19 protein-coding genes and 1 pseudogene are annotated in these 21,596 nt (G+C 65.5%); 14 read left to right on the top strand and 6 right to left on the bottom strand.

Going from position 1 to position 21,596, the window contains the following annotated elements; translation table 11 throughout:
* Positions 1 to 21 precede the first annotated feature (21 nt).
* The 4 genes and pseudogenes from FNJ47_RS19670 to FNJ47_RS19655 all read left to right on the top strand — a co-directional run bounded on the left by FNJ47_RS19670 (position 22) and on the right by FNJ47_RS19655 (position 2,979).
* Entirely contained in the window at positions 22 to 900 is an 879-nt protein-coding gene (locus tag FNJ47_RS19670; protein WP_163155988.1) for an SMP-30/gluconolactonase/LRE family protein, read from the top strand.
* Positions 901 to 958: 58 nt separating this feature from the next.
* Complete coding sequence (locus FNJ47_RS19665; RefSeq protein ID WP_163155961.1) at positions 959 to 1,708, top strand: TetR/AcrR family transcriptional regulator; 750 nt, start codon at positions 959 to 961, stop codon at positions 1,706 to 1,708.
* Positions 1,709 to 1,800: 92 nt separating this feature from the next.
* Positions 1,801 to 2,112 (top strand): annotated as a pseudogene (locus FNJ47_RS19660) (DUF1932 domain-containing protein); the annotation flags it as partial.
* 84 nt (positions 2,113 to 2,196) lie between these two features.
* On the top strand, positions 2,197 to 2,979 hold the full coding sequence (locus tag FNJ47_RS19655) for an SDR family NAD(P)-dependent oxidoreductase (RefSeq protein ID WP_163155959.1): 783 nt from the start codon (positions 2,197 to 2,199) through the stop codon (positions 2,977 to 2,979).
* 374 nt (positions 2,980 to 3,353) lie between these two features.
* Here the strand turns inward: FNJ47_RS19655 and FNJ47_RS19650 are convergent, their stop codons facing one another.
* Positions 3,354 to 4,166 carry an enoyl-CoA hydratase gene (locus FNJ47_RS19650; protein ID WP_163155957.1) on the bottom strand — a complete coding sequence of 271 codons (813 nt, stop codon included), beginning with the start codon at positions 4,164 to 4,166 and terminating at the stop codon, positions 3,354 to 3,356.
* 380 nt (positions 4,167 to 4,546) lie between these two features.
* Here FNJ47_RS19650 and FNJ47_RS19645 point away from each other — a divergent pair, with 380 nt between their 5' ends.
* Positions 4,547 to 5,200 carry a PilZ domain-containing protein gene (locus FNJ47_RS19645; RefSeq protein ID WP_163155955.1) on the top strand — a complete coding sequence of 218 codons (654 nt, stop codon included), beginning with the start codon at positions 4,547 to 4,549 and terminating at the stop codon, positions 5,198 to 5,200.
* 22 nt (positions 5,201 to 5,222) lie between these two features.
* On the opposite strand, the gene FNJ47_RS19640 is transcribed toward FNJ47_RS19645, so the two are convergent.
* Positions 5,223 to 5,927 carry a hypothetical protein gene (locus tag FNJ47_RS19640; RefSeq protein WP_163155953.1) on the bottom strand — a complete coding sequence of 235 codons (705 nt, stop codon included), beginning with the start codon at positions 5,925 to 5,927 and terminating at the stop codon, positions 5,223 to 5,225.
* A gap of 185 nt (positions 5,928 to 6,112) precedes the next feature.
* Here FNJ47_RS19640 and FNJ47_RS19635 point away from each other — a divergent pair, with 185 nt between their 5' ends.
* From FNJ47_RS19635 to FNJ47_RS19605, 7 genes are all read left to right on the top strand, one after another.
* The gene (locus FNJ47_RS19635; protein ID WP_163155951.1) at positions 6,113 to 6,733 is read left to right on the top strand and encodes a class I SAM-dependent methyltransferase; all 621 of its coding nucleotides are present in this window, start codon (positions 6,113 to 6,115) and stop codon (positions 6,731 to 6,733) included.
* A gap of 23 nt (positions 6,734 to 6,756) precedes the next feature.
* Complete coding sequence (locus tag FNJ47_RS19630) at positions 6,757 to 7,167, top strand: DOPA 4,5-dioxygenase family protein (protein WP_163155949.1); 411 nt, start codon at positions 6,757 to 6,759, stop codon at positions 7,165 to 7,167.
* Positions 7,168 to 7,314: 147 nt separating this feature from the next.
* Positions 7,315 to 9,696 carry a putative bifunctional diguanylate cyclase/phosphodiesterase gene (locus FNJ47_RS19625; RefSeq protein WP_163155947.1) on the top strand — a complete coding sequence of 794 codons (2,382 nt, stop codon included), beginning with the start codon at positions 7,315 to 7,317 and terminating at the stop codon, positions 9,694 to 9,696.
* Between the two features lie 272 nt (positions 9,697 to 9,968).
* The gene (locus FNJ47_RS19620) at positions 9,969 to 10,961 is read left to right on the top strand and encodes a DUF2778 domain-containing protein (RefSeq protein WP_163155945.1); all 993 of its coding nucleotides are present in this window, start codon (positions 9,969 to 9,971) and stop codon (positions 10,959 to 10,961) included.
* A 323-nt stretch (positions 10,962 to 11,284) separates the two neighbouring features.
* On the top strand, positions 11,285 to 12,334 hold the full coding sequence (locus FNJ47_RS19615; protein WP_163155943.1) for an aromatic ring-hydroxylating dioxygenase subunit alpha: 1,050 nt from the start codon (positions 11,285 to 11,287) through the stop codon (positions 12,332 to 12,334).
* A 5-nt stretch (positions 12,335 to 12,339) separates the two neighbouring features.
* Positions 12,340 to 13,086, top strand: a complete 747-nt coding sequence (locus FNJ47_RS19610) for a GntR family transcriptional regulator (protein ID WP_163155941.1) — start codon at positions 12,340 to 12,342, stop codon at positions 13,084 to 13,086.
* 12 nt (positions 13,087 to 13,098) lie between these two features.
* On the top strand, positions 13,099 to 14,079 hold the full coding sequence (locus FNJ47_RS19605; RefSeq protein WP_163155939.1) for a PDR/VanB family oxidoreductase: 981 nt from the start codon (positions 13,099 to 13,101) through the stop codon (positions 14,077 to 14,079).
* Between the two features lie 246 nt (positions 14,080 to 14,325).
* On the opposite strand, the gene FNJ47_RS19600 is transcribed toward FNJ47_RS19605, so the two are convergent.
* Complete coding sequence (locus FNJ47_RS19600; RefSeq protein WP_163155937.1) at positions 14,326 to 16,287, bottom strand: putative bifunctional diguanylate cyclase/phosphodiesterase; 1,962 nt, start codon at positions 16,285 to 16,287, stop codon at positions 14,326 to 14,328.
* 299 nt (positions 16,288 to 16,586) lie between these two features.
* Here FNJ47_RS19600 and FNJ47_RS19595 point away from each other — a divergent pair, with 299 nt between their 5' ends.
* Positions 16,587 to 16,919, top strand: coding sequence for a VOC family protein (locus FNJ47_RS19595; protein WP_235999988.1), 333 nt, complete (start codon positions 16,587 to 16,589; stop codon positions 16,917 to 16,919).
* 1 nt (position 16,920) lies between these two features.
* Complete coding sequence (mhpA, locus tag FNJ47_RS19590; protein WP_163155935.1) at positions 16,921 to 18,540, top strand: bifunctional 3-(3-hydroxy-phenyl)propionate/3-hydroxycinnamic acid hydroxylase MhpA; 1,620 nt, start codon at positions 16,921 to 16,923, stop codon at positions 18,538 to 18,540.
* Here the strand turns inward: mhpA and FNJ47_RS19585 are convergent.
* The 3 genes from FNJ47_RS19585 to FNJ47_RS19575 all read right to left on the bottom strand — a co-directional run.
* Complete coding sequence (locus FNJ47_RS19585; RefSeq protein ID WP_163155933.1) at positions 18,530 to 19,003, bottom strand: GlcG/HbpS family heme-binding protein; 474 nt, start codon at positions 19,001 to 19,003, stop codon at positions 18,530 to 18,532. The genes mhpA and FNJ47_RS19585 overlap by 11 nt on opposite strands.
* 38 nt (positions 19,004 to 19,041) lie before the next feature.
* Positions 19,042 to 20,547: an aldehyde dehydrogenase family protein gene (locus tag FNJ47_RS19580; RefSeq protein ID WP_206685330.1), complete on the bottom strand. Its 1,506-nt coding sequence runs from the start codon at positions 20,545 to 20,547 to the stop codon at positions 19,042 to 19,044.
* A 10-nt stretch (positions 20,548 to 20,557) separates the two neighbouring features.
* Positions 20,558 to 21,596, bottom strand: a 1,039-nt coding sequence (locus FNJ47_RS19575; protein WP_163155931.1) for a hypothetical protein, incomplete at its 5' end; no start/stop codon positions are given.

The raw sequence follows: 21,596 nt of genomic DNA, 5'->3' as shown, positions 1-21,596 counted from the left end.
GACCGAGCCGCCGAGCCGCCGATCGAACAGGTGCCGACATCCGTGCTGTCGGCCGAGCGCTGTCATCTCGGCGAGGGCCCGACCTATGACGCGGCGACCGACACCGCATGGTGGTTCGACATCCGCGCGCGACGCCTGTTCGAGCATCGTTTTGCCAGCCGCAACACCGTCATTCACGAGCTGCCGAAGATGGCGAGTGCGCTGGCTCGGATCGATGGTGAGCGGCAGCTGATCCTGACCGAGGATGGACTCTATGTGCGGCAAGTCGCGAGCGGTCGCATGGAGCTGTTCGCCGCACTCGAAGCCGACAATGCGCTGACGCGCTCCAACGACGCACGCGTGCATCCGTCGGGCACCTTCTGGCTCGGCACCATGGGGCGTCAGGCCGAGCAGGGCGCCGGCGCGATCTATGCGCTGCATCAGGGCCGCATCACGCGGCTCTATCCCGGGATCACGATCCCGAATGCGATCTGCTTTTCGCCTGCGGGCGATGTCGGCTATTTCGCCGATACCGCGACCAACGTGCTGCATCGCGTGCCGCTCGATCCATCGACGGGGTTGCCGACCGGCGAGCCGATCGACCTGATCAGACATCGAGGCCTCGGCGGGCTCGACGGCGCGATCGTCGATGCCGACGGCATGATCTGGAACGCGCGCTGGGGCGGCGGCTGCGTCGATGTCTACGATCCCGTCGGCCGGCATCTGCGCTCGCTGAAGGTGCCGGCCAAGCAATCGAGCTGCCCGGCCTTTGTCGGCCGCGATTTCTCGTGTGTGCTGGTCACCTCGGCCTGGCAGGAGATGGACGATGCGCAGCGCGCGGCCGATCCCGGGCACGGCCAAACCTTTCTGCTCGATGCCGCCGCGCACGGCCGCGCCGAGCCTGAGGTCAAACTGTCCTGATACAGGCTCGTCGGCCGCCTTGTTGACGGGAGCTGAATACTCGGACGATGGTACAAATATGGTCCGCAAACCCGCCAAGTCTGACGTGAAGCCCGACGCGAAGGCCGCCGCCAGCACCCGCAAGCCGAACATGCGCGAGGCGATCCTCGCGGCGGCGGAGGAGTTGTTCTCGACCTACGGCTTCAACGCCGTCTCGGTGCGCGACATCGCGCAGGCCGCCGGCGCCAATCCAGGCAGCGTGACCTATCACTTCAAGACCAAGGACGGCCTGCTGCTCGAGATCTATCGGCGCCATTGCGGCCCGATGAACCGGCGGCGCTCCGAGCTCCTGGCAGCGGCACGGCGGGTGCGCGATCTGCAGGACCGGCTGGAGGCGATCGTGCGCGCCTATGTGCTGCCGGCCTTCACCTCGGGCAGCGACCTTGCCGGCGGCGGGACGCGGTTCACGCGGCTGCGCGCCATCATGTCGGCCGAGGGCAACGAGGTGGTGCGCAGGATCATCGCGCAGACCTTCGACGACACCAGCCATGCCTTCATCGACGCGATCCATGAAAGCCTGCCGCATATTCCGCGCACCGACCTGGTGTGGCGCAGTCACTTCCTGCTCGGCGCGCTCTACTACACGCTGGTGACGCCGGAGCGCGTCTCGCGCCTGTCGCGCGGCAGTGCCGACGGCACCGATGCCGGCCACGCCATCGAGGAACTGGTGCGCGCGACTGTCGCCGCCCTGCAGGCCGCGCCGCTCGAGCAGGGGACGCTCGCGCCGCGCAAGGCGCCGGGCACAAGTCCAGGGCGAGTGCTGACCTGACCCCGCGGAGTTCGTCGCCATGGAGAAACTTCGGCTGCGCACTGTGCTTGGCAATCACCCGCACATCCAGACGGTGAAGGGCGGTGAGCTGCGTCGAGGATGCGGTGCTTGCCTCGCTCAAGGAGACCTTCCCTGGCATCGACTGGGAGAAGCAGGGTGCCTATTTCTTCCAGCGGGTGATCGACCACGGCCGCCGCCGTGCCGAGGAGGTGCGCGAGGTGGCGGAGACCGTGCGCGAGGCCGGGCTGACGCCGTGGTCGGCATCAGGTACCGCCGAGCGGCAGGGCTGGATCGCCGATCTTGCCAACGAGGACGTGTTCGGATCGAAGAGAACGCCGGACTTCGCCCGCAGTCCCGATTGGCGCATCGAAGCCTACCAGATTCTCGCGCGCGTCAAGTCCTGAGGTTGCGCGGAGAATCCGCCGCGTTCCCTGCCGGCGCGCAATGCGCTATTGCTCCGTGAACAGTTTTGCTCTGGAGGCACTCCCATGAAGAATTCCGGCAAGGTCGTCGCCATCACCGGCGCGGCGCGCGGCATCGGCAAGGCCTGCGCCGCGCGCTTCCTGTCCGATGGCGCCAGGGTCGTCATCTCGGATGTCGACGCTGCCGGGCTCGTCCACGCCGCCCGCGAGCTCGGACATGAGGATCGGTTGCGGGCCGTCGAGGCCGATGTCAGCAAGCGCGCCGATGTCGATCGCATCGTCGCCACGGCGGTGAAGGAGTTCGGCCGGCTCGACGTCATGGTCAACAATGCCGGCGTCGCACGCAACCGCGATTTCCTCGACATCAGCGAGGCCGAGTTCGACGACGTGATGGGGATCAACCTCAAGGGCGCGTTCTTCGGCGTCCAGGCCGCGGCGCGCCAGATGATCGCGCAGGGCGGTGGCGGCGTCGTCGTCAACATGTCTTCGGTCAACGCGCTGCTCGCGATCCCCTCGCTTGCGACCTACGCGATGTCCAAGGGCGCGATGAAGCAGCTGACCTCGGTCGCCGCGGTGGCACTGGCGCCGCACGGCATTCGCGTCGTGGCGGTCGGGCCCGGCACGATCCTGACCGAGATGGTGGCAACCGCAATCTTCTCGTCGGAGGACGCGCGGCGCAGTGTGCTGTCGCGCACCCCGGCCGGCCGCTGCGGCGAGCCGAGCGAGGTCGCCTCCGTCGTGGCATTCCTCGCCAGCGGCGACGCCTCCTATATCACCGGCCAGACCATCTATCCGGACGGCGGGCGGTTGATCCTCAATTACACCGTGCCGGTGCACGAGAAGAAGTAGGGCGCTGCCAAAATATCGAAAACAACCCCATGCAAAGTAGCCGCCGGCGGTCGACCAGGCGACTTGACGCGTCGGGCAACTCAGGGATACACTTCCAATATTCCGAAATTGTGCAAGTGGTGTCGTCATCCTCACCTGTCATCGCCCGGTTCAACCGGGCGATCCAGTACGCCGCGGCTTCTCGGTTCAATAACAATCGTCTCTGGAATACTGGATCGCCCGGTCAAGCCGGGCGACGACAGTTTGTTGCGTGGCGGCAGGGCCGTGCGCTCTGGTCCGGTACCGGCGCGCAGCCAGGCAACAGCGCTACCGCATCCAGCGCCGTCATCACTCGCATGCGCGGGTGATGACACCGGATGTGAGGCACCGGATGGCTACCGGCCCTTGAACTGCGGCTTGCGCTTTTCCATGAAGGCGTTGCGGCCTTCGCGGAAATCGGCGCTGTCCATGCAGTCGATGCCGATCTGCCTGATCGCGGCCATGTCGCGATCGGCGGGATCCTCCAGCACCTGCGCGATGGTGATCTTGGCGGCCTTGATCGCCAGCGGCGCATTGCCCGAAATGGTTCGGGCGATCTCCATGGTCGCGTCCCACAGCTCGGCGTCCGGCAGCACGCGATCGACGAGGCCGATCCGCAGCGCTTCCGCGGAGTCGATCCGCATGCCCGTATACATGATCAGCCGCGCCCAGGACGGGCCGACCAGCGACACCAGATGGCGCAAGCCGTCATAGCCATAGGCGATGCCGAGCTTGGCGGCGGGAATGCCGAACTGGCCGCTTGCGCCGGAGATGCGGATGTCGGTCAGCATCGCGACCTGCATGCCGCCGCCGAGACAGAAGCCGCGGATGCAGGCGATCGTCGGCTTCGGGTAGTCGGCGAGCAGGGCGCGCTGGGCGGCGCTGCGCCGTGAATACTCCTCGGAGGCTTCCGCGTTATGGCGGGTCTTCTCGAACTGGCTGATATCGGCGCCTGATACGAAAGCCTTGTCGCCGGCGCCGACCAGGACCACGACACGGACGGCCGGATCGTCGCGCAGCGCGGTCAGCGCCTCGCCGAGCCCTTCCCACATCTCCAGCGACATCGCATTGCGCTTGTCGGGATTGTTGAAGGTGACGACGCCGACGCCGTCGACCACGCTTTGCAGGATCTTGCCGTCGGCAAGCGATCGATCTGGAATGTTTGGCATTTGAGGGTCCGGTCTGATTTCGTCCAAACCTAGCACCCGGTCGCAAGCCGGGGCAGGCGGTTTAGGGCACGGCGCGATTGCATCGGCGTGCGGCAACTCTCCCGGTAGTTGTACGGCTGGCAAAATAAACTGCTGCGAAAGGGTTGCGCCATAGAGTGCGCCGCCGCGCTCCGTCGCGGTTTAACTTTTTCCTAGTCTTTCGACGGTACGACTGTACGCACCTGCGCGCCAGGGCGATCCCCGCGGCGCGCTGGGACGCATCGCGCAGCCTTCCCGCTGCAATCGCGTCGGTAGCGGATGTCCCCACCACCAGACCGACCCGGGATGTCGGTCAACCCCCGACCTCCGTGCACTCACATCGCCTCGGGCGAGGTCCAGTCGTGTCCGTCGAGAAGTTCCTCAAGCAACGCGCAGTCAGGATCACGGTCAACGGCAGCTACACGCTGCCGAACTGGTATGATGCGCAAGGCAAACTGCGCACCTTCGCCTGCCGCACCACGCGCGTGTCGCCGTTCCGCATGATCGTTGACGTTCCGGTGGTCGGCAAGATCGGCGACCGGCTGACCTCGTACTTCGAGGAGTTCGGCAAGTTCGAGGGCTGCATCACCGACACGATGAGCCGCAGCTTCCTGCTCGAGCTCGAGATGACGCATGCGATGCGCGAGAAGTTCGCCGACAAGCTGACCTGGATCGAGAAGAAGCAAAAGGATCCGAGCGTCCGCGAGGCGCGCAACAATCCGCGGTTCGTGCCGGTCGCGCCGCATGCGATGCTGACGCTGGCGGACGGCACCATGCAGAGCTGCTTCATCATCGACATGTCGCTGTCGGGCGCGGCGGTGTCCTCCGAGGTGCAGCCGCCGATCGGCATGCCGCTTGCGATCGGCGCCTGCGTCGGGCGCGTGGTGCGGCATCTGCCGAACGGCTTCGCCATCAAGTTCGTCGAGACCTACAAGCAGAGCGAGCTGGGGCGTTTGATCGCGCGCAAATCCAAGGAGCTGCAAGTGGTGTCCGCCGACGCGGACCCTGTTGCCTGACGGCCGGACGCCGCCGGCATCGCTACGTCATTTCTTCCGGATCATCGGCTGCGCGCATGCGCGAGATATTGTCCTCGGTCGCCGCCGTACCGGCCGCCGCGATCGCGATCTCTCGCGCCAGATTGGTGCACTCAGCCCATAGCAGGAAGAACACCAGCGGTGGCCGCTGGCCCGCCTCCAGCATCTGCCGGCAGCGCTCCGCCGCGCCGTCGAGCGCCCACCATTGCCGGGCGACCACCATGACCTTGCGGAAACTTCGCAATGTGCCGGAGAATTTTTGCGGATCGGCGCTCACGAGGGCGCCGCAATGGTTCAGCCAGTTCAGCGCCGCATAGATCGCGATTCCGTAGTCCTCGATCGCGGTGCCCGTGAAATCGACCACGGTGTTGTCGTGCGCGCGCTGGCGCAGGAAGGCATCGATCATCTCGGGTTGACGGGATGGATCGGCCAGCAGCGAGGTGTCTTGCCGCGGCACCATCGGAATATAGCGCATCGCTTCGAGCCGGGTGTGTTCCCAGATCGCTCTGTTATCGCCGAGCAGGTCGCCGGACTTGCGCTTGCAGGCGGGATAGACCAGCACGCCGTTGTCGGCGAGATCGAGATAACGCGGCACCACCTTGTCGAGCGCGGCGAGAAACGCGCAGGGATCGGTGAGGCCGCGCAAGTCGCTGGCGGCGTCCTCCGCGGGTGAAGGCTTGTTGACGCGTGTCCAGCCGAAATTGGCCATCCCGGGGCGCCCCGATCTCAACCTGGGCGTCAGGTTAGAGGGAAAATGCGGCGATGCAAATGCGGCATTTGCGGTCGCGCCGCAGCGCGTGCCTGCTGCTGCCGGTTGACGTAGGAAACCGCCGCGCCTAGCTCATGGTTAATCGGGCGCAACGCAGGTTGCTGCCGCCGTCGGGACTGATCGCCATGACTGCATCTGATCGCCAATCGCATTGGCAGACCGTCTACCAGACCAAGGGTGAGCAGCAGGTGAGCTGGTCGCAGGCCGACCCGCAGCCATCGCTGGGCCTGATCGAATCCATCGCGCCGGGCCGCGACGCGGCGATCATCGACGTCGGGGGCGGGGCCTCGCGCCTCGTCGATGCGCTGCTGGCGAGTGGTTTCCACGATCTGACGGTGCTCGACCTCTCCGAGGCGGCGCTGGCGAGCGCGCGGGAGCGGATCGGCGTCGCGGGCGGCAACGTACGTTGGATCGCCGATGATGCGACGGTCTGGCAGCCGGAGCAGGCCTTCGACATCTGGCACGATCGTGCAGCATTTCATTTTCTCGTCGAGGAGACCGATCGCGCGGCCTATCTCGACCGGCTGCATCGCGGCGTCAGGGCGGGCGGCCACGCCGTGATCGGCACCTTCGCGCTGGACGGACCGGAGAAGTGCAGCGGTCTGCCGGTAGCGCGCTATGATCCCGCAACGCTCAGCCGGACCATTGGTCCGGCATTCGAGCTGATCGCCGAGGCGCCGCATCGGCACGTCACGCCCTGGGGCGCGACGCAGTCGTTCCAGTTCAGTGTGCTGCGGCGGAAGTGACTCGCCGCCGGAGGAGAGGTGAGATGACGGACGCGCCACGGACGATCGGCGAGATCGCGAGCTACCACGCCCATGTCTACTACGACCCCGCGACCAGCCGGGGCGAGGCCGAACGGCTGCGCAACTGGATGGGCGAGCGCTTCCTGGTCACGCTCGGGCGCTGGCACGACGTCAAGGTCGGCCCGCACGATCAGGCGATGTACCAGGTGGCGTTCGCGGCCGAGCTGTTTCCGACGCTGGTGCCGTGGCTGATGCTGAACCACGGCAGCCTGAGCATACTGGTCCATCCCAACACGACCAATCCGCGCCGCGATCATCGCGACGATCCGCTCTGGATCGGCACGCCGCTTGCCGTCCATGCCGACAAGCTGCCCGAAGAGGCCGAGATGGAGCAGGCGCCGGCGCCGAACACGTCGCCGACATTGCGCTCCTGAGCCTCGCCGCGGGGATCGTCGGCATGCGTAAAGTTTGACGCAATTGTACTACAACCAAGTCGTTTCAAACTCATCGCGTTTTGCAACGTGAGGTTAAGCCGCCATTCCTAGGCTTACCCGACAATTTCAGGGTCGGGCGCATTGGGCATGTTTTTTTCGTTTCGAAGCTGGTCACTGTGGCGCGTGGTGGGGCCTCTGCTGGCCATCGTGCTGCTGATGGGCGGCCTGACGGTCGGCAGCCTGCAGGTGATGTCCGCGGTGCGGGCCTATGTTGCCGGCGAGAGCCTCTGGTCGAAGGGGCAGAAGGACGCCATTCACGACCTTCAGATCTATATCAGCACCGGCGCGCCGCTCTATCTGCAGAAATTCGATGCCGCGATCGCGGTGCCGCTGGCCGATCGCACGGCGCGGCGCGCCCTGGAAGCGCCAGGCAACAACGATGCCGTGGCCCGGGTCGCTTTTGCCAAGGCAGGCAATCATGATGACGACATTGGCGGCCTGATCTGGCTGTTCAAATATTTCCGCAAGATGCACCACGTTGCCGGCGCGGTGACGGCATGGCGCAATTCGGATGCGCTGCTCGATCAGCTGATCGAGATCAGGAACGATGCCGCGAACGACGCCGCGCTGCACGATCCGTCGGCTGCGACCATCAAGCATTGGGCCGAGCGGATCGGCACGGTCGACGCCGCGATGACCACGCTCGCCGTCGATTTCTCCGATCATCTGGGGAAGGCGTCGCGCCAGGTCTCTGCGCTGCTGCTGCTGGTCAATCTCGTGATCGCGGCCTGCCTTGCCGGCATTGTGCTGTTCCATACGCGGCGGATGCTGTGGCGGCGCTGGCTTGCCGAGACCGCGCTTGCCGTCGAGAAGGAGCGCGCCCAGCTCACGCTGGCTTCGATCGGCGACGCCGTCATCGTGACCACGCCGGACGATCGCGTCGGCTACATGAACGCCGCCGCGCAGCGGCTGATCACGTCGGGGCAGGACGTGACCGGCTGGCAGCTTTCATCGCTGTTCAGCATCGCCGAGCAGCCGGTGCAGGGATCGTTCCAGAGCGCGGATGTCGATGGCGAAAGCCGCCCGCAGCAGCGGCTGCTGGTCCGCGCGGATCATTCCAGCGTGCCGGTCTCGGTGGTCGAGACCCCGATCGTGCACGCCGGCGAGCCCGCCGGCCGCGTCATGATCATTCACGACATGACCGCCGAGCGGCGGCTGGTCGAGGAATTGGCGTGGGCCGCCTCCCATGACGCCCTCACCGGGCTCGCAAACCGGCGGCAGTTCGAGTTCGAGCTGCACAAGACGATGTCGGGCTCGCCGGTCGCCGGCGCCGATCTGATGCTGATCGACCTCGATCAGTTCAAGATCGTCAACGACACCTGTGGCCACATGGCGGGCGACCGGCTGCTGAAGCAGGTGGCGAGGTTGCTGGCGGCCGAGGTCGGCTGCAGCGGGCTGGTCGCGCGGCTTGGCGGCGACGAGTTCGGTATTTTGCTGCGCGACGACGGCTCTGCCGCGCATGAGGCCGCGGCCGACGTCGCGGAGCGGATCAGGGCGGTGGTCGAGCAGTCGAGCTTCGTCCATGAGGGCTCGAGCTTCCGGATCAGCGCGAGCATCGGCCTGGTCGGGCTCGCCGACAGCGCCGGCGTGCAGGACGCGTTGCGGCTCGCCGACGTCGCCTGTTTCCTCGCCAAGGACAAGGGACGCAACCGCGTCCAGGAGCACCGTCCGTCGGATACCGGCATGGCGGTGCGTGTCGCCGAGATGAGCTGGGTCAATCGCATCCGCAAGGGATTGGACGAGGGCCGCTTCTGCCTCTACGAGCAGGAGATCCGCCCGCTGAACGGCACGCTGAAGAGCAACGACCGCCGCGAGCTGCTGCTGCGCCTGCGCGACGAAAGCGGCGCCCTGGTGCCGCCCGGCAGCTTCCTGCCCGCGGCCGAACGCTACGGGCTGATGCCGCTGATCGATCGCTGGGTGGTTCGTCGTGCCTTCGAGATCATCGCCGAGCGCAAGCACCACCCGCGCAAGATCGCGAGCTACGCGATCAACCTCTCCGGCGCCACCATCGGCGACGGCGACTTCGTCGACTTTGTCGCCGGGCTGTTTGCCGAGCATGATGTGTCGCCGGCTTTGGTGTGTTTCGAGATCACCGAGACCAGCGCAATCTCCAATCTCGACGAGGCGCAGAAGTTCATCGCGCGGTTGCGCGAGATCGGCTGCAGCTTCTCGCTCGACGATTTCGGCACCGGCATGTCCTCGATCGCCTATCTGAAGCACCTGCCGGTCGACATCATCAAGATCGACGGTTCGTTCGTGAAGGAGATCCTGAACAGCAAGGTCGATCGCGCGATGGTCGAGATGATCACCAAGACGGCGAAGATCATGCAGAAGCAGGTGGTCGCGGAATTCGTCGAGAGCCTCGCGATCCTGGACGAACTGCGCCAGATCGGGGTCGACTACGCCCAGGGTTATGCGATCGGGAAGCCGGTCCCGGTCCTCACCCTCCGGGAAGAAAAGATAGCCTGAGTCGCCGGAATTGTCCCGAATCGAGACTTTTTTGGCCGTTTCAGCCCGTCCGGGGCTGATTCAAGGCTGATTCCCCGGCACTTTCCATCCGAAAAACGTTTAAAAAACCTGTCGCTGCCGGCTTCGTCTCGATTATGCCTTACTCTAATTCCCTGATATGATGAGCGATCGGTGAATCCCACGTGGGCCGGGTAACAGGCTCCAGAGCACCGAACTTGGGGATGATGGGTCAACGTACGACGAAAGCTGCCGGGCGTAAGTCGAGCCGCGGCATGTCTCTGGTGGGCAGCACGACGTTCGCCGTGAGCGCGCTCGTCCTCTCGTCTGGCCTTGCCGCCTGGATGGCCGGCATCGATCCCACCGCTTGGCTGCACGGACCGGCATTCGCCAACACCACCGCCTCATTGAATTTCGACGATCGCTTCGGCTCACGCTCCACGATCAACACGGCTTCGCTCTATTATCCACTGCGCCGCGGATTCCGTTCGAGCCGCGGCGATTTCAATTCCGAGTTCGGTCAGATCGAAGAGGCGCTGGGCGGCCAACTGCGCGACACGCAGACCGAACTGCCGAGCAGCGAGCCGGCGACGGCGTCGGTTGCCGCCACGACCACGGTGGCGACGTCGCCCGCAGTGCCGATGCCGCGGTCGCGGCCGGCCGAGGCCAATCTGCTCGCGCGGAACGATCAGCCGCCACCACCGCAAGCGCCGGTGCAGCAGGGCGACAACCGGACGTTCCTGCAGAAGATCGCCGACATGATGCCGGGCAAGCTGCAGCTCGCGTCGATCGATCCGAATGACGGCTTGTTGTCCGGTCCGAGCCCCGATCTCGGCAAGCTCGGTTATGACAGCACCACGGCGGTCTACGACATCACCGGCCGCATCGTGTACATGCCCGACGGCACCAAGTTCGAGGCGCATTCAGGCCTCGGCAATCTGCTCGACGATCCGGCGCATGTGAATGCCCGCAATGCCGGCGCGACGCCGCCCGGCATCTATGAGATGAAGCCGCGCGAAAAGCTGTTCCACGGCGTGCCCGCGCTGCGCATGACCCCGGTCGATGGCAGCGACACATTCGGGCGTGTCGGTCTGCTGGTCCACAGCTACATGCTCGGGCCGAACGGCGACTCCAACGGCTGCATCTCGGTCAAGCACTACGACAGGTTCCTGCAGGCCTACCGCAACGGTACGATCAAGCGCATTGCGGTCGTGATCAACATCAAGGACACGCAGTCGGCTTCGAGCCGTTCGGCGTCGAACTCGTAAGCCGCCAGCCCGCGGCGCTGCCTGCGCTTCAACTCTGCCAATCTCAGTGTCTCTTCGCCCCGGCCCCGAAAGGCGCGGGGCGATGCGCTATCGGCGCGGCGGAACGCGCGGACGAGACGCTCGTGGCTCTCGAGCCCCCAAACGCTGTGCGATCGTGTCGATCGGAAAGTCGGTCGATCATGCGATGTCGGTTGCGCTGGGTATCAACTACCTTGATAGTGTATACATATATGGAATTAAAGGTAATATATTACTGAAATTTGCCAAGAAGTGGGATATAATGTATACATAAAGTATTCCCTGATATTCCAAGAGGGCGACTAATGCCAAAACCCTTTCCAATGAACGCTTGGTACGCGGCCGGCTGGGATGCCGAGATCAAGCACGCGCTGCTGCCGCGGACGATCTGCGGCAAGCACGTCGTGATGTACCGGAAGGGCGACGGCGAGGTCGCGGCGCTCGAGGATGCCTGCTGGCATCGACTGGTGCCGCTCTCCAAGGGCCGGCTCGATGGCGACACCGTGGTCTGCGGCTATCATGGCCTGAAATACAATGCGCAGGGCCGCTGCACCTTCATGCCCTCGCAGGAGACGATCAATCCGTCGGCCTGCGTGCGCGCCTATCCCGTCGTCGAGCGTCACCGCTTCATCTGGCTCTGGATGGGCGATCCCGCGCTCGCCGATCCGGCGCTGGTGCCCGACATGCACTGGAACCACGATCCGGCCTGGGCCGGCGACGGCAAGACCATTCACGTCAAATGCGATTATCGCCTCGTCGTCGACAATCTCATGGACCTAACGCACGAGACCTTCGTGCATGGTTCGAGCATCGGTAACGATGCCGTCGCCGAAGCGCCGTTCGACGTCACCCATGGCGAGAAGACCGTCACCGTGACGCGCTGGATGCAGGGCATCGAGGCGCCGCCGTTCTGGGCCAAGCAATTGCAGAAGCCGGGTCCGGTCGATCGCTGGCAGATCATCCGCTTCGAGGCGCCGTGCACCGTCAATATCGACGTCGGCGTCGCACCGGCTGGATCGGGCGCGCCCGAGGGCGATCGCTCGCAGGGCGTCAACGGCTATGTGCTCAACACCATCACGCCGGAGACCGAGAAGACCTGCCATTACTTCTGGGCCTTCGTCCGCAATCACCGCATCACCGAGCAGCGTCTCACCAGCGAAATCCGCGACGGCGTTGCCGGCATCTTCCACGAGGACGAGATCATCCTGGAAGCGCAGCAGCGCGCGATGGATGAGAATCCGGACCGCGTGTTCTACAATCTCAACATCGATGCCGGCGCGATGTGGGCGCGGCGCGTCATCGACCGCATGGTGGCGAAGGAAAACCCGCCGCAGCAGCTGCAGGCAGCGGAGTAGGCGGCATGGCGGAGCGCGAAGCCGAGCGTTCAGTGTCGCAGACGGTGCGCGCGCAGCTCGCGCTGCGTGAACTGATCGTTTCGGGCGGCCTGCGGCCGGGTGAGCGCATCTCGGAATTGCAGGCGGTCGAGGTCACCGGGGTGTCCCGCACGCCGGTGCGGATGGCACTGGTCCGGCTGGAGGAGGAAGGCCTGCTGGAGGCGATCCCGTCCGGCGGCTTCATGGTCAAGGCATTTTCCGAGCGCGACATTCTCGATTCGATCGAACTGCGCGGCACGCTGGAGGGATTGGCCGCACGCTTTGCCGCCGAGCGCGGCGTCTCGTCGCGCGATCTCGAGCCGCTGAAGCAATGCCTCGATGAGATCGACGGCCTGGTGCGGCAGGAGCCGATCTCGATGGAGGCGTTTTCGTCCTATGTCGCGCTCAACGCCCGCTTCCACGTGCTGCTGGCCGAGCTGTCGCGCAGTCCGCCGCTGATCCGGCAGATCGACCGCGCTTCGGCGCTGCCGTTCGCCTCGCCGAGCGGCTTCGTGATGGCGCAATCGGCGTTGCCCGAGGCACGCCAGATCCTGCTGATCGGGCAGGACCATCATCGCGTGGTAGTCGACGCCATTGAGAACCGAGAGGGCGCGCGCGCCGAGGCGATCATGCGCGAGCATGCCCGGCTTGCGGCACGCAATCTGCGGCTGGCGCTGCGCAACCGCACCCATCTCGATCTGCTGCCGGCGCTGGCGCTGATCTCGGCCGGCTGAACGGAGCGCGCCATGCGATTCATCGAAACCTGGACATCCGCCACGCTGCTCGCCGTGCGCGACCTCACGCCCGGCATCCGCGAATTCCTGCTGCGGCCCGATCATTTCACCGCCGCACCTTATCCCGTCGGCAGCCATATCGATGTCGGCGTCACCATCGACGGCCAGCCGCAGACCCGATCCTATTCGCTGGTCGGCGAAGTCGATCCGCAGGGCTATCGGATCGCGGTGCGGCATGCAGCGGATTCCCGCGGCGGCTCGCGCTACATGTGGTCGCTCGCGCCGGGGGCGCGGCTCAACATCACGCAGCCCGCCTCGCTGGTGCAGCTCGACTGGACGCGGCGGCAGTTCTGCCTGATCGCTGGAGGCGTCGGCATCACGCCGATCGTCGGTGCGGCGCAGGCGCTGGCCCGTCGCGAGGCCGGCGTGACGCTGCATTATGCCGTGCGCACGCGCAGCGATGCAGCCTATCTCGAATTGCTCGAAGGCCTGCTCGGCGACCGCCTCATCGTCCATGCCGGCGACGAAGGCCGACGGCTCGACCTCGACAGCGTTTTCGCAAGTCTACCGCAGGACACGATGGCGTTGTTCTGCGGCCCGATGCGGATGTTGGATGCGGCGCGGCGCGCCTGGGAAGCGTCCGGTCGTCCGATGACGGACTTGCGCTACGAGACCTTTGGATCGAGCGGGCTGCTGCCGACCGAGGCGTTCGGCGTCCGGCTCAGGGGAGAGGGAACCGAGTTCGTGATCCCGCACGACCGCTCGATGCTGGACGTGCTCAACGATGCCGGCCATGAGGTGATGAGCGATTGCCGGCGCGGCGAATGCGGCGTCTGTGCGCTCGATGTGATCGACGTCGACGGCGAGATCGACCATCGCGACGTGTTCTTCAGCGACCATCAGAAGCAGGAGAGCCGCAAGATCTGCGCGTGTGTCTCGCGCGCCCGCGGCACCATCACGGTAGACACCCTGCATCGCGCCGACACGATCTGACGCGCGCACTCGCGGCGCGACCGTTCGATCGGGGCTAAAGCGTGATCATATTAGGTTGAGCTGGAACGGCGAAGGATCACCTCTCCCTTGGGAGAGGTCGATTTGCGTAGCAAATCGGGTGAGGGGTTACGGTCTAACGAGAGAGCAAGAGCCCTCACCCGGATTGCTTCGCAATCCGACCTCTCCCCAATGGGGAGAGGTGAACCAAGACCGCGCCAAGCCGATTCAACCAAACTTCATCGCGCTTTACGCTGCGTGCACCGAGTGCTGCGGGTCGTGGTCGAGCAGGGCTGATATCTCGCTGCCCGACATCGGCCGGCCGATCAGATAGCCCTGGACCTCGTCGCAGCTGGTCTGGCGCAGATATTCGAGCTGGTCCGCGGTCTCGACGCCTTCGGCGACGACGCCGATCTGCAAGTCTTGCGCGAGGCCGATCACCGATTTGACGATCGCGGCGCAATCCGGCTGGGTCAGCATGTCCCGGATGAAGGATTGATCGATCTTGATGCGGCTGAACGGCAGCTTGCGCAAATAGGTCAGCGACGAGAAGCCGGTGCCGAAATCGTCGAGCGCGACCGTCAGCCCGAGCTCGAGCAGTCCGTTCAGGATTGCGGGCGCCGATCCGTATTTCGAGATCAGCATCGACTCGGTGATCTCGATCTCGAGCCGGTTCGGCGCGACGTTCGCCGCGTCAAGCGCCTCGACGATGGTCTGCAGGATGCTCACATTCTGGAACTGGACCGCGGAGAAATTCACCGCGATCCTGATGTCGTCGGGCCAGCGCGACAACATCGCGCAGGCGCGCCGGATCACCCACTCGCCGAGCTGGTGGATCAGCCCGCTCTCCTCGGCGATCGGAATGAACACGGTCGGCGGGATCAGGCCTCGGGTCGGATGCTGCCAGCGCAGCAGCGCCTCGAAGCCGGTGACGCGGCCTTTGCGGATGTCGAGGAACGGCTGGTAGACGAGGAACAGCTGGTCAGCCTCGATGGCATGTTCCAGATCGTGCTGCAGGGCGCGGCGGTCGCGCGCCGATTGGTCGTCGCCGGTCTCGAAGAAGCAGATCGTGCCGGAGCCGGATTTCTTCGCCCGGTAGAGCGCGATGTCGACATGCTTGAGCAGGTCGTGCGAGGTGGTGCCGTCCCGTGGCGCCAGCACGATGCCGAGGCTGATCGCACCGGTGATCTCGAAGCCGTCGATCGGGAACGGGTCGGCAAAGGCGGCGACGAACCGTTCGGCGATCGCGAGCGCGTCCTCGGGCCTGGTCAAATTGGACATGATCAGCGCGAACTCGTCGCCGCCGATCCGCGCGACATGCTCGGCCGCGCGCGTGCAACGCTGCAACCGGGCCGCAACCTGCACCAGAAACTCGTCGCCTGCCGGATGGCCGTACCTGTCGTTGATCTCCTTGAAGCGATCGAGATCGAGCAGCAGCACCGCGAATTCCTCGCTCGAGCGCGACAGCCGGTTCAGTGCGCCGTTGAGCGCCTCGTTGAAGGCGACACGGTTCGGCAGATGGGTCAGCGGATCCTGGCGCACCGTCCGTTCGGCCTCATGCTGGGCGATGATCCGCCGCCTGAACTCGAATGCGTTGAGGAACACGCCGCGCAGCAGCACGGAGCCGTAGACCAGGACCAGCACGGCCATCAGGAGATAGATGAAGTCGCCGTCCCTGCCGAGGCAGATCGCCGTGCCGAGGAAGATCGGTCCGGTGAAAGCAATCGCGGCGATCGGGATCGTCGAGAACGCGAAGGCGCCGCCGGCCAGCATTCCCGCGCACAGGCACGTGATCACCAATTGCGCGCCGCTCGACGCGTTGGCGAAGAAGGCGACGGGGACGACGCCCCAGGCCGTGCCGAGCGCGAGCGCATTGCGCACCAGCCGGTACATGGTACGGCGCGACACGAATTGCGGCTTGGCGATGCGGCGCGATGCGCGCGCCTGCAAGCCGAAGAACAGCGCGGCGCTGCTCACCGCGGCCGCCCACACCAGCGCGAAGGCCCAATCGGCCGATTGCCAGAGCGCAACCGCGAGCACCAGCGCGTTGCAGGCATTGGCCAGCATGATGCCGAAGGAATAGCCGAGCACGAGCGAAACCTGCTCGGCGCGGATGTGGCCGGCTAGCGCTTCATCCGTCGGTGGTGCGCCGAAGGCGGCGAGGTCACCCGCGAACAAGGTCGCGAAATATGATCTGAGATAGGTACGCATCTCACTACGTTCTTGCGCGGTTTGGCCATGGCGCTGTGGCGAAGAATTCTCTGCAAACCTTTGACAAACTATGAACTATTGCAACGGACCGTGCCACCGCGGGGACCCGGTTCAGTTCCACGGGCGGGCATTGCTAACAAATCGATACAAACGCGTGACGTGGCGTCACGGACCAGCGGTGTGACGTCACAGATGGGCAAAGACTGCCCGGCGCCACCCTGCTTGATCCACCGCCGGTTTTTCGCAATGTGTCGGCAACGACCAGGGTTTCCGCGAACGGCAAGACCAGAAGGCTGCGCATGAGCCTCCCGACCACGAACCACGAACCCGGGTTTCGGATCACACGGGCGAGCCATGTCGTCCTGACCGTCTGTGACCTCGCGGCGAGCCGGCAGTTCTACGAAAAGGTGATCGGGCTGATCCTGACCGCGGAGGAGGGCGACGCGCTCTATTTCCGCGGCGTCGAGGAGGCCTGTCATCACAGCCTTGTGTTGCGCAAGGGCGAGGGCGCCGTCTGCGCGCGGCTCGGCTTGCGGGTCTTTCAGGACGACGACCTCGACCGGCTCAAGGCGTTCTTCGAAGCGCAGGTGAAACCGAAGCCGCTGACGCTCGAGAGCTACCTGGCGAAGTAGCATGTCAGCCCCGGTCGCGAACTCCATCCATGACGTGGCTATCGTCGGCCTCGGGCCGGTCGGTGCCATCTTCGCCAATCTGCTCGCGCAAGCCCGCCTGAGCGTTGCCGTCGTCGAGCGCGTCGCCGAGATCTATGACAAGCCGCGCGCGATCACGCTCGATCACGAGGCGCTGCGCGTGCTGCAGGCGATCGGGCTCGGCGATTTCATGGAGCAGGCAATCGCCCCGCATAACGGCTCGCACTATCTCGGCGTCGACGGCGAGATCATCAAGATCTTCGATCCGATGCCGCCGCCGTTCCCGCTCGGCTGGATTCCGAACGTTACCTTCGTGCAGCCGGACCTCGAGCAGGCGCTGCGCGACAAGCTCGCCGACTATCCGCACGCCGATGTGTTCCTTGCTGCGGCCGGCGTGGCGCTGCGGCAGGACGCCGACGCGGTGACGCTGACCGCACAGCGCGAGTCTGGCGAGGAGTTGTCGATCCACGCGCGCTACCTGGTCGGCTGCGACGGCGCCAACAGCTTCGTGCGCAAGCAGCTCGGTATCGGCCTGGATGATCTCGCCTTCGATGAATGGTGGATGGTGGTCGACACGCTGACCAGCGATCCCGCCAAGCGGCCGGCCAAGAGCTTTCAGTACTGTTGGCCGTCGCGTCCCGGCACCTTCGTGCCGGGCCCGCGCAATCTGCGGCGCTGGGAGATCAAGCTGCTGCCGGGCGAGGATCCCGAAGCGGCCGGCGCAGCCGACAATGTGGTGAAGCTGCTCAAGGGCTTCACCGATATCTCCGACCTGACGATCTGGCGCTCGGCGGTCTATCGTTTTCACGCGCTGCTCGGGCAGCGTTGGCGCGACCACCGCGTGCTGCTGATGGGCGATGCCGTGCACCAGACGCCGCCGTTCCTCGGGCAAGGTCTGTGCGCCGGCATCCGCGATGCCGTGAACCTGGCCTGGAAGCTCCGCCTGGTGCTGCGCGGCGATGCCAACGAGGCATTGCTCGACAGCTACGAGATCGAGCGCAAGCCGCATGTGCGCGCCGTCGTCGCCAGCGCCAAGGAGTTCGGCAAGATCATCGGTGAGCTCGATCCGGTGGCCGCGGCCGCACGCGACCTGCGCCTGCGCGCCGAGCTGAAGGCGGGCACGGCCGAAACCATCAGGCAGAAATTCATTCCCGATCTCGTCTCCGGCCTGATCGCGCGCGATGGTGATCTTGCCGGGCGGCTGTTCGTGCAGCCGCATGTGCAGGCGCCGGACGGGCAGACATGCCGGCTCGACGATCTGCTGAAACCGGAATTTGCGATCGTCACGGCGACCGCCGAGCCGATGGAATGGCTGTCGGACGCGTCCCGCGCCGCCTGGCAGCATCTCGCCGGCGAGCGCGTCGTCATCACCGCATCAGGCGAAAGCACCGACGCCGACGGCATCCTGAGCGTGGTCGAGCGCGACGGGCTGTTCGCCGACTGGATACGGCACCACCGCGCCGCGGCGGTCATTGTGCGGCCCGATCGTTACGTCTTCGGGGCCGCCGGCAACGCCGATGAGCTCAATATGCTCGTCGGGCAACTGCTCGAAGGTCTCGGTGCGAGACATCAGTCGTTCCCGGCGGTGCCCGTCACTTCTTGATGTCGGCCGCGACCAGCACGCGGTGACCGCGCAGCAGCTCCTGCAGGGCCTGCAGGGCCGCGACGCCGCATTGGGTGTCCTGCTCGCCATTGCCGCCGCTCAGCCCGATGCCGCCGACAACCTCGTCGTCGACGACGATCGGAAAGCCGCCGACGAACACGGCAAATTTTCCGTCGAAGCTCCACTGTATGCCGAAGGCCTCATTGCCGGGGAGGGCCGGTCCGTTTGGCGGCTGGTTGAACAGATGGGTGGAGCGCTTGTGCCCGGCCGCAGTGAAGGCCTTGTTCCAGGCAATCTGCGGGCCGGTGATCCGCGCACCGTCCATCCGCTCCAGCGCCAGCGGGTAGCCGCCTTCGTCGGTGACGCAGACCGTCTCAGCAACGCCGATCTCGGCGGATTTTCGGATCGCCGCGGCGATCATGTAGCGGGCTTCGGCAAGTTCAAGCTTGAACGACTGTTTCATCGCTGTCTTTCGGGATTGGAGTGGACGTCGACGGCGGCTCAAGCGCCGCGGTAGACCGTTTTGATCTGGGTGTAGAATTCGAGGCCGGTACGGCCTGACTCGCGGAAGGTCGAGGTGCTCGACCGTTTCAATCCGCCGAACGGCGCGTTGATCAGATTGCCCGTGGTGGTGCGGTTGATCTTCACGGTGCCGGACTGGATGTCGTTGGCGAAATCATGCATGACGCGCGGGTTGCGGGTCACTATCGCGGCCGACAGGCCGTATTCGCTGGCATTGGCCTTGGCGATCGCGTCGGCATAATCGTCGACCTCGATGATCGCGATCACAGGGCCGAAGATCTCCTCGCGTGCGATCGTCATGTCCTGGGTCACATCGGTGAAGATCGCAGGTGAGACGAAGTATCCGCCGTCATAGGCCGCGCCGGTGAGCCGGTCGCCGCCATGAAGGTGCGTCGCTTCCTGCTTTCCGATTGCGATATAGCGCAGTACGGTGTCGAGCTGCCTTGCCGTAGCCAGCGGTCCCATCTCCATTCCGCTCGCGAGACCGCTGCCGATCTTGATCGTCTTCACCTTGGCGAGGAGCCGAGCCGTGAAATCGGCCCGCACCTGCTTCATGACCAGCACCCGGCTGGTGCCGGTGCAGGCCTGGCCGGCCAGCGAGAAGCCGCCCTTGACGGTCAGATCGACCGCCAGGTCGAGATCGGCATCGTCCATCACGATCAGCGGATTCTTGCCGCCGAGCTCCATCTGCGTGCGGGTCGTGAAGCCGACCGCGCGGCAGATCTGTTCGCCTGCCGTCGTCGATCCGGTGAAGGAAATCGCGCGGATCACCGGCGGCTCGGTGATCGCAGGCCCGATCTCGCCGGCCTTGCCGGTGATGAAGTTGAGCACGCCTTTCGGCAGGCCCGCCGCAATCAGCGCTTCCGCCAGGCGATAGCCGCTGAGCGGCGCATCCGATGACGGCTTGAACACCACCGTATTGCCGGTGATGAGGGCCGGCGCGATCTTGCGCGCCGGGATCGAAATCGGAAAATTCCAGGGCGTGATCACCGACACGACGCCGAGCGGCTCGCGCAGCGTATAGACCGTCATGTCCGGATCGTCGTTCGGAAACACCTCGCCGGTCAGCGACTGTCCCTCGACGGCATAGAACCGCAGGGTCTGTGCCGAGCGCAGCACCTCGTCGCGGGCGAGGCCGAGCGATTTGCCCATTTCCCGCGTCATCTCCCGCGCGATGCCATCCGCACGCGCCTCGAGATGATCGGCGGCCCGGTTCAGGATGGCGGCGCGCCTGGAGATCGACGTCCGCCTCCAGCCTTCGAACGCGGCGGCCGCGGCATTGACGGCCGCTTCTGCCTCGGCGGCGGTGGATTGCTGGAAGCGTCCAACCAGGTCGCCGTTGTCGGCGGGATTGACGTTCGTGAACAGTCTGCCGGAGACGCTGGGGATCCGCTCGCCGGCGATCAGGTTGGGAAATTCCTCGATCCCCGCTGTGTCCTCCGCGGAGGGGCGCGAGTTGCGTGCGGTCGTTTCGATTATCGTCACGGGATTCTCCTCAATGCCAGATCAGGACCGCGCAAGCGGTCGATATCGCGAGCCCGGTCAAGACGGGGACCAGCGCGGTCCGCACGATCTGGAACACGGGGACGCGTGCGAAGCCGGCCACTGCGATCAGCGACGACCACGCGACAAGTGTGCCGCCGCCGGTCCACACCGCGCCCATCTGACCAATCGCGGCGAGCGTCGCGGGCTCCATCCCGACCGACGGTGCCAGCGCGCCCGACAGTGAGCCGGTCAGCGGCAAGCCGGCAAAGCCCGAGCCGTCGATGCCGGTGATCATGCCTGAGATCAGGATGCTGAAGGCGACGAAAAACTCGTTGCTCGGGATCCAGCCTTGTGCGGTTTGGATCAGTTCGAACAGGAGGCTTGGCGCCTGGGCCGCGGGCACTCCGAGGATCGGCGCGGACAGGCCCGGCTCGGCGCCGAGAAAGAAGAAGCCCGCGATCGGCAGCACGGAGCCCATCGCCTTGAATGCGAAGACGAAGCCTTCGGTGACGTGATCGGCGCTGGTGTCGAGGAACTTGCGCAGGTTGTCGGTGATGAAGGATGCGCAGATCATCAGGATCGCGGCGACGCCGCCGACCAGGGCTGCGGCGTCGCCGCCCTTGAGGTCATGGCCGATGCCGAGCTTGGCGAGCACCATCACCGCGATGACGCAAAGAAAGGCAAGCGGCGTTGCGACCGCAAAGAATTTCGACCAGCCCTCGCGGCGGGGCGGCAGCTTCGCAAGCTCCTTGTCGATCTGCGCCTGGGTCGCGAACGGACGCTGGCCCTCCGCGGTGGCGCGCGCGATCTCCGCTTTGTCGAAAGTGCCCTCCTGCTCCAGGCGGGCCAATTCGCCGTTGCTGGACTGCGCCTGCCAACGTTCCAGCAGCGTGTCGTCGGGCTTGGTGATCGACTTGCGGATCGAGAAATAGGCGAGCGTCAATGCTATCCCGCCGGTGATGAGGGAGAGCACCAGCGCGCGGTCCGCGACGGTGGCGGCGCTGACCGCAGCGCCGGCCGCCTTGGCGCTGATCCCGGGTGCGACGCCG

Source organism: Bradyrhizobium uaiense (assembly GCF_010811875.1).
GTDB classification, from domain to species: Bacteria; Pseudomonadota; Alphaproteobacteria; order Rhizobiales; family Xanthobacteraceae; genus Bradyrhizobium; species Bradyrhizobium uaiense.
Note: the sequence above shows the minus strand (reverse complement) of the source record. Positions and strands in the feature narration are given on the sequence as shown.

Excerpts from the sequence above, each read along its gene's own strand:
- FNJ47_RS19630 (WP_163155949.1), top strand. The coding sequence starts at position 6,757 with ATGACGGACGCGCCACGGACGATCGGCGAGATCGCGAGCTACCACGCC.
- FNJ47_RS19615 (WP_163155943.1), top strand. The coding sequence starts at position 11,285 with ATGCCAAAACCCTTTCCAATGAACGCTTGGTACGCGGCCGGCTGGGAT.
- FNJ47_RS19620 (WP_163155945.1), top strand. The coding sequence starts at position 9,969 with ATGTCTCTGGTGGGCAGCACGACGTTCGCCGTGAGCGCGCTCGTCCTC.
- FNJ47_RS19655 (WP_163155959.1), top strand. The coding sequence starts at position 2,197 with ATGAAGAATTCCGGCAAGGTCGTCGCCATCACCGGCGCGGCGCGCGGC.
- FNJ47_RS19665 (WP_163155961.1), top strand. The coding sequence starts at position 959 with ATGGTCCGCAAACCCGCCAAGTCTGACGTGAAGCCCGACGCGAAGGCC.
- FNJ47_RS19585 (WP_163155933.1), bottom strand. The coding sequence starts at position 19,003 with ATGAAACAGTCGTTCAAGCTTGAACTTGCCGAAGCCCGCTACATGATC.
- FNJ47_RS19605 (WP_163155939.1), top strand. The coding sequence starts at position 13,099 with ATGCGATTCATCGAAACCTGGACATCCGCCACGCTGCTCGCCGTGCGC.
- FNJ47_RS19650 (WP_163155957.1), bottom strand. The coding sequence starts at position 4,166 with ATGCCAAACATTCCAGATCGATCGCTTGCCGACGGCAAGATCCTGCAA.
- FNJ47_RS19635 (WP_163155951.1), top strand. The coding sequence starts at position 6,113 with ATGACTGCATCTGATCGCCAATCGCATTGGCAGACCGTCTACCAGACC.
- FNJ47_RS19610 (WP_163155941.1), top strand. The coding sequence starts at position 12,340 with ATGGCGGAGCGCGAAGCCGAGCGTTCAGTGTCGCAGACGGTGCGCGCG.
- mhpA (WP_163155935.1), top strand. The coding sequence starts at position 16,921 with ATGTCAGCCCCGGTCGCGAACTCCATCCATGACGTGGCTATCGTCGGC.
- FNJ47_RS19625 (WP_163155947.1), top strand. The coding sequence starts at position 7,315 with ATGTTTTTTTCGTTTCGAAGCTGGTCACTGTGGCGCGTGGTGGGGCCT.
- FNJ47_RS19600 (WP_163155937.1), bottom strand. The coding sequence starts at position 16,287 with ATGCGTACCTATCTCAGATCATATTTCGCGACCTTGTTCGCGGGTGAC.
- FNJ47_RS19640 (WP_163155953.1), bottom strand. The coding sequence starts at position 5,927 with ATGGCCAATTTCGGCTGGACACGCGTCAACAAGCCTTCACCCGCGGAG.
- FNJ47_RS19595 (WP_235999988.1), top strand. The coding sequence starts at position 16,587 with ATGAGCCTCCCGACCACGAACCACGAACCCGGGTTTCGGATCACACGG.